The organism is Rhodanobacter sp. LX-99, assembly GCF_018599185.1.
Lineage (GTDB): Bacteria > Pseudomonadota > Gammaproteobacteria > Xanthomonadales > Rhodanobacteraceae > Rhodanobacter.
On sequence record NZ_JAHFVL010000001.1, the window covers coordinates 357,245 to 369,660 of the forward strand.

The 12,416-nt window shown below is 66.1% G+C and carries 11 protein-coding genes; all 11 read right to left on the reverse strand.

What is annotated here, in order from left to right; genetic code table 11:
* Positions 1-5 precede the first annotated feature (5 nt).
* The 11 genes from nuoI to KK131_RS01850 all read right to left on the reverse strand — a co-directional run bounded on the left by nuoI (position 6) and on the right by KK131_RS01850 (position 12,277).
* A complete protein-coding gene (nuoI, locus tag KK131_RS01800; protein WP_214554852.1) occupies positions 6-497 on the reverse strand; it encodes an NADH-quinone oxidoreductase subunit NuoI in 492 nt (163 codons plus the stop codon).
* 8 nt (positions 498-505) lie between these two features.
* Complete coding sequence (nuoH, locus tag KK131_RS01805) at positions 506-1,534, reverse strand: NADH-quinone oxidoreductase subunit NuoH (RefSeq protein ID WP_214554854.1); 1,029 nt, start codon at positions 1,532-1,534, stop codon at positions 506-508.
* A gap of 5 nt (positions 1,535-1,539) precedes the next feature.
* Entirely contained in the window at positions 1,540-3,864 is a 2,325-nt protein-coding gene (nuoG, locus tag KK131_RS01810; protein WP_214554856.1) for an NADH-quinone oxidoreductase subunit NuoG, read from the reverse strand.
* Entirely contained in the window at positions 3,861-5,186 is a 1,326-nt protein-coding gene (nuoF, locus tag KK131_RS01815; protein ID WP_214554858.1) for an NADH-quinone oxidoreductase subunit NuoF, read from the reverse strand. Before nuoF ends, nuoG begins: the two co-directional genes overlap by 4 nt.
* Complete coding sequence (nuoE, locus tag KK131_RS01820) at positions 5,186-5,755, reverse strand: NADH-quinone oxidoreductase subunit NuoE (protein WP_214554860.1); 570 nt, start codon at positions 5,753-5,755, stop codon at positions 5,186-5,188. The genes nuoF and nuoE overlap by 1 nt, the downstream gene beginning before the upstream one ends.
* Before the next feature lie 21 nt (positions 5,756-5,776).
* A complete protein-coding gene (locus tag KK131_RS01825; protein ID WP_250887196.1) occupies positions 5,777-7,006 on the reverse strand; it encodes an NADH-quinone oxidoreductase subunit D in 1,230 nt (409 codons plus the stop codon).
* A 26-nt stretch (positions 7,007-7,032) separates the two neighbouring features.
* Positions 7,033-7,767 (reverse strand): NADH-quinone oxidoreductase subunit C, encoded by a 735-nt coding sequence (locus KK131_RS01830; RefSeq protein ID WP_214554864.1) that lies wholly within the window; start codon positions 7,765-7,767, stop codon positions 7,033-7,035.
* Between the two features lie 25 nt (positions 7,768-7,792).
* A complete protein-coding gene (locus tag KK131_RS01835; protein ID WP_214554866.1) occupies positions 7,793-8,350 on the reverse strand; it encodes an NADH-quinone oxidoreductase subunit B in 558 nt (185 codons plus the stop codon).
* On the reverse strand, positions 8,341-8,697 hold the full coding sequence (locus tag KK131_RS01840) for an NADH-quinone oxidoreductase subunit A (RefSeq protein WP_214554867.1): 357 nt from the start codon (positions 8,695-8,697) through the stop codon (positions 8,341-8,343). The genes KK131_RS01835 and KK131_RS01840 overlap by 10 nt, the downstream gene beginning before the upstream one ends.
* Before the next feature lie 270 nt (positions 8,698-8,967).
* Positions 8,968-9,321: a PilZ domain-containing protein gene (locus KK131_RS01845; RefSeq protein WP_214554869.1), complete on the reverse strand. Its 354-nt coding sequence runs from the start codon at positions 9,319-9,321 to the stop codon at positions 8,968-8,970.
* A gap of 118 nt (positions 9,322-9,439) precedes the next feature.
* Positions 9,440-12,277, reverse strand: a complete 2,838-nt coding sequence (locus KK131_RS01850) for an EAL domain-containing protein (protein WP_214554871.1) — start codon at positions 12,275-12,277, stop codon at positions 9,440-9,442.
* Positions 12,278-12,416 lie beyond the last annotated feature (139 nt).

The window sequence follows — 12,416 nt, forward strand, 5'->3', positions numbered from 1 at the left end:
TGGCCTCAGCGGTACGCCGCGTCTTGCGCGCGGTCGGCGGCGATCTGCTGTTCGAAGCGATCGCCGATGGCGAGCAGTTTCTGCTTGTCCACCACGTTCTCGCCGCGATTCTCGAAGTGATACTCGTGGATCGAAGTCTCCACGATCGAATCGACCGGGCAGCTCTCCTCGCAGAAACCGCAGTAGATGCACTTGAACAGGTCGATCTCGTAGCGGGTGGTGCGGCGCTGGCCGTCGCTCTCGCGCGGCGCCGAGTCGATCGTGATCGCCAGCGCCGGGCACACCGCTTCGCACAGCTTGCAGGCGATGCAGCGCTCCTCGCCGTTCGCGTAGCGGCGCAGCGCATGCAGGCCGCGGAAGCGGTTTGACTTCGGGATGTGCTCCATCGGGTAGCGCATCGTGTACTTCGGCTTGAACAGGTAGCGCAGGGTCAGGCCCATGCCCTGGAACAGCTCGATCAGCAGCAGACTCTTGAAATAGGCGGTAATGCGATTCATCGGATGCCTCAAGCCCCCGTGCCAATGCCGACCAGGCCGTAGTACTTCAGCAGGCCAGCCACGAAAACCCACGCGATGGCGATGGGAATGAATACCTTCCAGCCCAGCCGCATGATCTGGTCATAGCGATAGCGCGGGAACGTGGCGCGGAACCACAGGAACATGAACGAGAACAGGAACGCCTTGACCAACAGCCAGGGGAAACCGCCATGGCCGATGAAACCCCACGAGGCCGGGAACGGCGACAGCCAGCCGCCCATGAACAGCACTGCGGCCAGGAAGCTGACCAGGATCATGTTCGCGTATTCGGCCAGGAAGAACAGTGCGAACGCCGAGCCGGAATACTCCACGTGGAAGCCGGCCACGATCTCCGACTCGCCCTCGGCCATGTCGAACGGCGAGCGATTGGTCTCGGCCACGCCGGAGATGAAATAGATCACGAACACCGGCAGCAGCGGCAGCCAGAACCAGTCGAAGATGCCCTTGCTGCCGGCCTGTGCGTTGACGATCTCGGTAAGGTTCAGCGAACCGGCCAGCACCAGCACGCAGACCAGGCACAGGCCCATCGCCAGTTCGTAGGAGATCACCTGCGCCGCCGAGCGCATCGCACCGAGCAGCGCATAGCGCGAGTTGGACGCCCAGCCGGCGATGATGATGCCGTACACGCCCATCGAGGTCATCGCCAGCAGGTACAGCACGCCGGCGTTGGCGTTCGACAGCACCATCGTGCTGCTGAACGGCACCACCGCCCACACCGCCAGCGCGGGGATCAGCGCGATCATCGGCGCCATGTAGTACAGGAAGCGGTTCGCCTTGGTCGGCAGGATCACTTCCTTGATCAGCAGCTTGACCACGTCGGCGAAAGCCTGCAGCAGGCCGAACGGACCGACCTTGTTCGGCCCCATGCGCACGTGCATCCAGCCGAGCACCTTGCGCTCCCAGTACACGAACATCGCCACGGCAAGCACCAGCGGCAGCACGATCGCCAGGATGTAAAGGACCGGCACGACGAGCTGATGGATGAGTTGATCAAGCATCTGCTTTAAGCCTTGCTCAGGGTGATGGACGCGCCGTACGGCGGCAGCGTGGCGGTGAGGTCCTGCGCAGCCTCGATCCATGCCGTGCCATCCGGCACGGCCGCATCGATCGCCAGCGGCAGCGACACGTCCGCAATGCGTACCTGACCATCGGCGGAAAGGCCGAGCCGCTGTGCCTCATCCGCATTCAAACGCACCGCCGGGGCACGGTTGAGCGGATGCGCATTCAGCGCCGTCGCACGGCGCAGCACCGCATCGGTACGGTAGATCGGCCAGGTCGCCAGGCGGGTCAGGCCGCCGACGGCCGCACGCGCAGCCAGGCCGCTGCGCGGCGTCGCCGCACGCTCGGCAATACCGTCGCGCAGGCCGGCGAGATCGTCGAATTCGAAGCCGGCCAGTTGCAATGCGCCACCCAGCGCACGCAGCACCTTCCAGCCCGGCCGGGCCTGGCCGGGTGCCTTCGCGCCGGCCATCACGCCCTGGGCCAGCCCGTCGACGTTGACCAGGGTGGCATCGTTCTCCGGCAGCAGCGCGATCGGCAGGATCACGTCGGCCACCTCGCGCAGCGCAGGGCTGGCATAGGCGCTGAACGCCACCACCTGGTCCGCGCCGCGCAGTGCCTTCAAGGCCGCGCCGCCATCGGCGAAATCGTGCGGCGGCTCGACCCCGTACAGCAGGTAGCTCCTGCGCGGCTGCGTCAGCATCGCCTGCGCATCCAGCCCGCCGTTGCCCGGCACCACGCCGAGCCGCGCCAGGCCAACGCCATTCGCGCCGACCGGCAGTTCGTCGTAACCGGCACCGGTGGCATCGGCGATGAAACGGGCGATCGCACGCAGCCAGGACGCCTGCGGATGAGTCGCCGCGGCTTCGCCGAGAATCACCACCGCCTTGCCCGACTTCAGCGCGGCGATCGCGTCGCTGTCGCCCTGGTCGCTCTGAGCCGCAGCGATCGCGTCGGCCAGCGCAGCCGGTGCGGCCACGCCCGCGGTCACGGCAGCCTTGGCCAGCGCCAGCAACGCATCGACCAGTGCCTGCGGCGCCACGATCGCCTCACCGGCCAGCTTGTAATTGAAATCGAAGTGTGCCGGATTGACCGCGTAGACCTTCGCGCCCCTCTTGGTCGCCTGGTGCACGCGATGGTTCAGCAGCGGCATTTCATGGCGCAGGTCGGAGCCCACCAGCAAGGCGGCCCGGATCTGCTCGACTTCCGCCACCGGCAGCGCGAACGGCTGCGCCACGGCGTTGTCGGCGAAGTCGAGCTGGCGCAGGCGATGGTCGACGTGCGCGCTGCCCAGGCCGCGGGCCAGCCGCACCAGCAGGTCGCCCTCCTCGTTCGAAGTGGACGGGTGCACCAGAATGCCCAGCTCGCTGCCCGGCATCTTCTTCAACGCCTCACCGGCAAACTGCAAGGCATCTTCCCAGGTGGTCGTCTGCCACTGGCCGTTGCGCTTCACTTCCGGCGCACCGATGCGATCGGCGGCGTACATGCCCTGGTGGCTGTAGCGGTCGCGATCGGACAGCCAGCACTCGTTGACCGCCTCGTTGTCGCGCGGCACCGTGCGCAGCACTTCGCCCCGGCGCACATGCAGCCACAGGTTGGAGCCCAGTGCATCGTGATAGCCGATCGACGGCTTGGCGATCAGTTCCCAGGCGCGCGCCTTGAACTGGAACGGCTTGTTGGTGAGCGCGCCGACCGGGCACACGTCGATGATGTTGCCGGACAGCTCGGTCTCGATCGTCTTGCCGATGTAGGTGCCGATCTGCAGGTCTTCGCTGCGATTCATGCCACCCAGTTCGTAGGTGCCCGCGATCTCGCTGGTGAAACGCACGCAGCGGGTGCAATGGATGCAGCGGGTCATCTCGGTGGCCACCAGCGGCCCGATGTTCTCGTCGGCCACGGTGCGCTTGCGTTCGGTGAAGCGCGAGACGCTGCGGCCATAGCCCAGCGCCACGTCCTGCAACTCGCACTCGCCGCCCTGGTCGCAGATCGGGCAGTCCAGCGGATGGTTGATCAGCAGGAACTCCATCACGTCTTTCTGGAACTTCAGCGCCTTGTCCGAGCGCGTCATCACTTTCATGCCATCCGCTACCGGAGTAGCACATGCCGGCTGCGGCTTGGGCATCAGCTTGCCGCCCATCTCCACGTCGACCAGGCACATGCGGCAGTTCGCGGCGATCGGCAGCTTGCGGTGGTAGCAGAAACGCGGGATCGATACGCCGATCGCGTCGGCCGCCTCGATGATCATCGCACCCTTGCGGATCTGCGTCGGCTTGCCGTCGACCTCGATGTTGACCAGGTCGGGTGCGGTGCTGGTTGGCTGCGCACTCATGCAGCAACTCCACTGTTGGTTTCGGCGAGCTTGTCCTCGACCATCGAGCGACCGTGCTGCACGAAATATTCGAATTCGTTCCAGAAACGCGCCAGGAAGCCCTGCACCGGCCACGCGGCAGCCTCGCCGAATGCGCAGATGGTGTGGCCCTCGATCTGGCCGGCGATCGCCTTCAGGCGGTGCAGGTCGTCCTCGGTGCCCTTGCCTTCGACGATGCGCGTCAGCACGCGGTACATCCAGCCGGTGCCTTCGCGGCATGGCGTGCACTGGCCGCAGGACTCGGCCTTGTAGAAGCGCGCGATACGCTGGCAGACCCTGACTATGCAGGTGGTCTCGTCCATCACGATCACCGCGCCGGAGCCCAGGCCCGAACCGGCCTTCTGCAGGCAGTCGTAGTCCATCGTGCTCTCCAGCATGATGTCGGCCGGCAGCACCTTCATCGAGGAACCGCCGGGGATCACCGCCTTCAGCTTGTGGCCGTTGCGCACGCCGCCGGCCAGTTCAAGCAGGTCCTTGAACGGGGTACCGAGGCGGATCTCGTAATTGCCTGGCCGGTTGACGTGGCCGGACACCGAGAAGATCTTCGGACCGCCGTTGTTCGGCTTGCCCAGATTGAGGAACCAGTCGGCGCCGTTGCGCAGGATCGCCGGCACCGAGGCATAGGTCTCGGTGTTGTTGATCGTGGTCGGCTTGCCGTACAGGCCGAAGTTGGCCGGGAACGGCGGCTTGAAGCGCGGCTGGCCCTTCTTGCCTTCCAGCGACTCCATCAACGCGGTTTCTTCGCCGCAGATGTAAGCGCCGGCGCCGAGCGCGGCGTAGATGTCCACGTCGATGCCGGTGCCTTGCACGTTCTTGCCGAGCAGGCCGGCCGCGTAGGCTTCCTTCAACGCCGCTTCGAAATGCTCGTACGGCTCGTGGTGGAACTCGCCGCGCAGGTAGTTGTAGGCCACGGTCGAGCCGGTGCAGTAGCACGCGATCGCCAGGCCCTCGATCACCGCATGCGGGTTGTAGCGCAGGATGTCGCGATCCTTCGCCGTGCCCGGCTCGGACTCGTCCGAGTTGCACAGGATGTACTTCTGCATGTCGCCCTTCGGCATGAAGGACCACTTCAAGCCGGTCGGGAAGCCCGCGCCGCCACGGCCGCGCAGGCTGCTCTTCTTGATCTCGTCGATCAGCGACGCCGGGTCGGGCTTCTCGGCGAGGATCTTCCTCCACGCCTTGTAGCCATCGACCTGGAGGTAGCTGTCCATCGACCACGGCGTGTCGAAATGCAGCGTGGTGTAGACGACCTGATGGTCCTGGGGGGCGGGTCCGACGGCCATCAGCGTTTTCCCTCAGCGTCATGGGCATGCGCGGGTCCGTCGATGCTCAGGCCATCGAGGATCGCATCGAGCTTCTCGATGGTGAGGTGCTCGTGGTAATGCCCGTTCACCGTCGCGGCCGGCGCATACACGCAGGCCGCGATGCACTCCTCTTCCTGCTTCAGGTAGACGCGGCCATCGGGCGTGCTCTCGCCCACCTTGATGCCGAGCTTCTTCTCGCAATGGCGCACCAGGCCTTCGGCGCCGTTGAGCCAGCACGAGATGTTGGTGCAGATCGCCACGTTGTTGCGGCCGACCGGCTTGGTCTCCAGCATCGAATAGAAGCTGGCCACCTCGTACGCCCAGATCGAGGGCACGTCGAGGTATTTCGCGACGGCGGTGATCAGTTCGTCGGTGAGGAAACCCTGGTTCTGCTCCTGCGCGCCGAACAGCGCCTGGATCAGCGCCGAACGCTTGCGATCCGGCGGGAATTTGGCCACCCACTCATCGATGTGACGGCGGGTGTGCTCGGTAAGTACGGCGAGGGGGTCGACGTTCCTGACCTGCTCGAAATGTCCGGTGGCTTTCATGCGTTTCTCCGTCGTGCCGGCTCAGCGATCCACTTCGCCGAACACGAGGTCATAGGTACCGATCATGGCCACCACGTCGGCGAGCATGTGGCCGCGCACGATGGTGTCCATGGATGACAGGTGGGCGAAGCCCGGGGCGCGCAGATGCACGCGGAACGGCTTGTTGGCGCCGTCGGAAACCAGGTAGCAGCCGAACTCGCCCTTCGGCGCCTCGACCGCGCAGTAGGTTTCGCCGGCCGGCACGCAGTAGCCTTCGGTGAACAGCTTGAAGTGGTGGATGAGCGCTTCCATGCTCTCCTTCATCTCGACCCGCGACGGCGGCGCCACCTTGAAGTTCTGCACCATCACCGGGCCCGGGTTGGCGCGCAGCCACTCCACGCACTGCCGGATGATGCGGTTCGACTGGCGCATCTCTTCCACGCGCACCAGGTAGCGGTCGTAGCAATCGCCGTTGACGCCGACCGGGATGTCGAAATCCATCTCGGCGTACTTTGCGTACGGCTGCTTCTTGCGCAGATCCCACTCGACGCCAGAGCCGCGCAGCATCGCGCCGGTCATGCCCCACTGCTGGGCCAGTTCCGGGCTGACCACGCCGATGCCGACGGTGCGCTGCTTCCAGATGCGGTTGGTGGTGAGCAGCTCCTCGTACTCGTCCACCTTCGACGGGAAGTCGGCGGTGAAGGCGTCGAGGAAGTCGAGCATCGAGCCTTCGCGCCAGCTGTTGATGCGCTTCAGGTCGGCACCCTTGTGCCACGGCGACTCGCGGTACTTCGACATCTGCGCCGGCAGGTCGCGGTAGACGCCGCCGGGGCGGTAGTACGTGGCGTGCATGCGCGCGCCCGACACCGCCTCGTAGACGTCCATCAGTTCCTCGCGCTCGCGGAACGCATACAGGATCACCGCCATCGCGCCCAGGTCGAGCGCGTTCGAGCCGATCCACATCAGGTGGTTCAGGATGCGGGTGATCTCGTCGAACATGGTGCGGATGTACTGCGCGCGCTCCGGCGCCTCGATCCCCAGCAGGGTCTCGATCGCGCGCACGTAGGCGTGCTCGTTGCACATCATCGACACGTAGTCGAGCCGGTCCATGTAGCCGATCGACTGGTTGAACGGCTTGGACTCGGCCAGCTTCTCGGTACCGCGATGCAGCAGGCCCACGTGCGGATCGACGCGGACGATGGTTTCGCCGTCCATCTCCATGATCAGGCGCAGCACGCCGTGCGCGGCCGGATGCTGCGGGCCGAAGTTCATCGTGTAGTTGCGGATCTCTTGCACGCTCAGTTCCTCTGCCAGTCGTCGGCGGCTTCGGCCCTGGCCTGCATCAGGTCGGCGTCGTCGCGGATGGTGCGCGGCACCAGCACGCGCGGCTCGATCGACACCGGCTCGTAGATCACCCGCTTCTGCTCGGGGTCGTAGCGCACTTCGACGTTGCCGATCAGCGGGAAATCCTTGCGGAACGGGTGGCCGACGAAACCGTAGTCGGTGAGGATGCGGCGCAGGTCGGGATGGCCGTCGAAGATGATGCCGTAGAGGTCGAACGCCTCGCGCTCGAACCAGTTCACGCCCGGCCACACCAGGGTCAGCGACGGTACCATCGGCAGGCTGTCGTCCGCGCAGAACACGCGCAGGCGCAGGCGGCGGTTGTGTTCGATCGAGAGCAACTGGATCACCGCGGCGAAGCGGCGCGGCTGGTTCTCGCCGTTGCCGCGCGGGCGCCCGGCCCAGTCGAAACGCCCTTGCGCCTGGCCTTCCACACCGCGCGAGAAACCGGTGCCGGAGACGGTCTCGGTATCCCACTCGGTCTGGCCGTAGCCGAGGTAGTCGATGCCGCACAGATCGATCAGCTCGCTGAAGCGGAACGCCGGCTCGTCGCGCAGCGCCGTGGCCACGGCGACCAGGTCGGCGGCGGCCAGTTCGGCGACGGTCTCGTTGCGCACCGTGGTGATGGTCAGCGTATCGCCGAATCGCGCAGCGAGCTGCCCGGCCAGCGAGGTCTTTTGGATGTCAGTCATGGACTGCGCCTTCGGAGTGTGCCGTTCAAGAGCGCGCGATGGTGCTGGTGCGGCGGATTTTCTTCTGCAACTGCAGGATGCCGTGGATCAGCGCTTCGGCCGTGGGTGGGCAACCCGGCACGTAGATGTCCACCGGCACGATGCGGTCGCAACCGCGCACCACGGAGTAGGAATAGTGATAGTAGCCACCGCCGTTGGCGCAGCTGCCCATCGAGATCACCCACTTCGGCTCGGGCATTTGGTCGTAGACCTTGCGCAGCGCGGGGGCCATCTTGTTGACCAGGGTGCCGGCCACGATCATCACGTCGGACTGGCGCGGGCTGGGGCGGAAGATCACGCCGTAGCGGTCCAGGTCCAGCCGCGACATGCCGGCGTGCATCATCTCGACCGCGCAGCAGGCCAGGCCGAACGTCATCGGCCACATCGAGCCGGTACGCGCCCAGTTCATCAACGCGTCGACGCTGGTGGTGGCGAAGCCGCGCTGTACCACCGGATTGTTGCCGGCCGGCAGCAGGATGTCGTCGACCAGGTTCAGCGGCTCCGGGTTGTGCATCACCCGGCTGACGGAATCGATCACTCCCATTCGAGTGCTCCCTTCTTCCACACGTAGGCGAAACCGACGACCAGCAGCAGCAGGAACAGGCCCATCTCGATCAACGCGATGAGGCCGATCTGCTGGAACACCACCGCCCACGGAAACAGGAAGGCGATCTCCAGATCGAAGATGATGAACAGGATGGCGAGCAGGTAGTAGCGCACGTCGAAGCGCATGCGGGCGTCTTCGAACGCCTCGAAACCGCACTCGTAGGGCGAAAGCTTGTCGGCTTCGGGGCGGCGCGGGCCGGCCAGCAGGCCGATGGCCAGCAGCACCAGGCCAAGCCCGGCAGCAACGCCGATGAACAACAGGACGGGCCAGTATTCGGCAAGCACGATGCAACTTACCTCCGCGCCAGGGCGCATCAGTGACCGTGGGGATTTGAATTCAGCAATTCACGGTCCGGCGATTTCGATTCGGCAGGGCCAGCACGGCCACGGGCTGCTCAGCCCCGCGCGCAGGCATGGCAGCCGCGTGCGTCCGACGTTTCGCGAGGTGAATTCGCGATCTCCCCATTGTATCAGTGCGCGGGGGTACAACAAGCCTTGACGACCGATCGCGTGCGGATTAACGCCGCAAACTCGTGATGCCTGCGTGACACGGCATCACATCGTGTGGGTGGGGCGCTCGGAGTTCAGTGTGCCGGCCAGGATGTTCTCGATCCGGCTGCGGGCGGCTTCGGCATCGCCCGACTCGTTGAAGTGGATGCCGATGCCGGCGGTGCGGTTGCCCTGCGCGCCGACGGGGCTGATCCAGACCACCTTGCCGACCACCGACAGGCGCTCGGTCTCTTCGGCCAGGGTCACCAGCAACACCACTTCGTCGCCCAGCGAATAGGACTGCGCCGTCGCCGCGAACAGGCCCCCATGCTTGAGGAACGGCATGTAGGCGTTGTACAGCGAGGCCGCATCCTTGATTTTCAGCGAGATGATGCCCTGCCGGGCCGCCATGGGTTTCATGCTTGGCTCCTGCCGGACGTCCGGACCGCCCGATCGATGACCCGGATCTTAGATGTTGTGATCCGCCCGCACCACTGTTGCGGCATGCGCCTTGCCGCAGCCATGACGCGCAGCACCTTCAGGCGCCGTCCGCCTGGCTGGCCAGCAATGACTGGCGTTCGTTGACGAGGCTGCCCCACGACGCCGGCGGCACCCAGCCGGCGACCCACCCCGGCACCGCCTCGGCGGGCATCGGCCGGGAGATCGAGAAACCCTGCAGCTGGTGGCACCCCAGCGAAGCCAGCAGGTCGCCCTGCTCCGCCGTCTCGACGCCTTCGGCGATCACCGTCTTGGCCAGCATGCGCGCGGTGGTGATCACTCCCGCCGCGATCGCCATGTTGCGCTCGTCGCTGAGGATGTCGCGCACGAAACTCTGGTCGAGCTTGATGTGCTCGATGTCGAGCTTCTGGATGTGGCTCAGCGATGCGCTGCCGGTGCCGAAATCGTCCAGGCCCACGCGGATGCCGCGCCGGCGACACTCCTCGATGACGATCTTGGCGCGGGCGTGATCCATCGACGGGCCGGTTTCGGTCACCTCGACACCGAAGCCCACGTCCATCACGTCCGGGTAGTTGTCGAGCACCGCGTCGATGTCGGTGAAGAACGCCGGGTGCAGCAGATGGCGGGTACTGATGTTGATCGAGACCGGGATCGAGATGCCCGAGCGCATCCACGACTGGCAGCAGCGCAGCGCCTCGTCCAGCACGTAACGGCCGATCGGCCGGGCCAGTTGCGGGTCGTCCAGCACATGCATGAACTTCGCGGGCTCGATCAGCTCATGGGTGTCGCCCAGGCGCAGCAGCGCCTCCATCCCGGCGACGCCGTGCAGGCCCGGCAAACCGTCGATGTACACGATCGGCTGGAACAGCAACTGCAGGCGCGATTGCTGCAACGCCTGGGCGATCCGCTCGCGCATCGCCTGCAACCGCACCTGCTCCAGCTCCATCGCCGGCTCGTACAGCAAGCCACGGTCCTTGCCCTCCTCCTTGGCCGCGTACATCGCCAGGTCGGCGTGCCGCACCAGGCCTTCCGCATCCGACTCGTCCAGCGGGTACAGGGTCCAACCCACGCTGGCGGACAGGTACAGCTGCTCGCCCATCAGGTTGAGCGGCGCCCGCAGCGCCTGCAGGATGCAGCGGCTGATCACGTCCAGCTGCTCGCGGCTGTCCAGGCCGGAGATCATCAGCGCGAACTCGTCGCCGCCGAAGCGGGCCAGCACGTCGGCCTCGCGCAACATGCCCAGGATCCGCGCCGAGGCTTCCGCCAGCACATGGTCGCCGCCGCCATGGCCGATCGTGTCGTTCACGCTCTTGAAGCGGTCGAGGTCGAGCACGCCCACCGCCAGCAGGGTGCCCTGTTTCATGGCCCGCGCACGTGCCTGCTCAAGCAACTCGAACAGCAGCCGCCGGTTCGGCAGGCCGGTGACCACGTCGTAGAAGGCCAGCCGCTCGACCCGTGCCTCATGCATCTTCTGCTCGGTGATGTCGCGCTGGTGCCACAGCCGTCCCTGCGGCACGCCATCGATCCGGATCGGGGTGAAATCGCGCAGGAAGGTGCGCCCGCCCTTCATCGCCACCTCGTCGCCCTTGACCGGCTCGTCGGCGGCCATGATCTCCTGGATCCTGCGCCATTCGCGCTCGGGGTCCCGGTAAGCCTGCTGCAGAAGCGCGTACAGCGCCTCCACCGACTTGCCTTCCAGTTCCGCCGGCGTCTCTGACAGGCCGAACAACGTACAGAACGCCTCGTTGGCGAAGCTCACCCGATGCTCTTCGGACATCACCAGGATGCCCGCGTACTGCTTGGACAGGATGGTGTGGAAGTGCTGCAGGTTGAAGCGCAGCTCCTGCTCCGCCGCCAGACGGGCCGCCTGCGCGCACTGCATCTGGATGCCCAGGCCCAGCTCGACCGCCATTTCCGTGAAGACCTGGACTTCGACCGCACTGAACGCGTCGACCTCATCCGCGCCGATGACGAAGCAGCCCACGATCGCCCCGTCCGTCCGCAACGGCAGCGCCAGCAACGCGCGCGCGCCGGGCATCCAGTCCAGATGATCCACCCCCGCCGGATGGCCGACCTGCACCTGGCCGCTCGACAGCGCGCGCGCCACGGCATCCCCGGCATGCGCGCTGCCGTCCCGGGTGAAACGGAAATCCGCCGCGACGCCGTCGGCCAGTCCCTCCTGCGCGCGCACCCGCAGGCTCGCCGGATCGTCTTCGTCGAACAAGCCGATCCAGGCGACGCGGTAGCCGCCGATGCAGTGCGCCACGCGACACGCCCCGGCCAGCAGCGCCTGTTCGTCCGCACTATGGGTGACCAGCTTGACCATCTCGCTGAGCAAGCGCAGCGCGCGACGCTGGCGCGCCTCGTCCCGCACCGATTGCAGCAGCCGCGTACGCTGTTCATGCGCTTCCAGCCCCAGCCCGATGCTCGCCGCCGCCTGTTGCAGCAGCTCGATCATCCGCGCCGTGAAAAAGCCGGCCCGGGAAGCGCGTATCACCAGCGCCGCGCATACCTCGCCGAACTTCAGCACCGGTACGGCGACCACGGCATGCACGCCATGCCTCACATAGGCCGGCCGGAACATCTCCAGGCCCTCGGCATGGCGGACATCGGCCTCCAGTTGCGGCTCGCCCTGCCAGAACGCCGGCCGCGCCAGCGAGAACGGGATGCGCTCGGGGTAGATGTCGGCCATGTCGGGCGCCACCTGCGCAGGCGCGATCCGCCGCAGCCATCCGTTGCCTCGGTCCAGTTCCCCCACCATCACCAACCGCGCACCGATCCGCCGCTCGAGTACCTCGATCACCGCCTCGTACAGCACCGGCGGATCCAGCGAACGCACCAGCAGCTGGCCGATCTCGGACAACGCGGCATAGAAACTCTCGCTGGACGCCGCCGTCGCCCCTGTATCGACCTGCATCGAATTCTGATCCGGTGTATGCATTCGCTTGGGTCAGCCAGATGGACGGATTCAGCCGCTACTGCCTTGCTTCAGACGAGCCTTGGATCAGCCGGTGCCGGTCGAGCACGGCAAGCCGCGACGACAAGCCGTGCCGCAG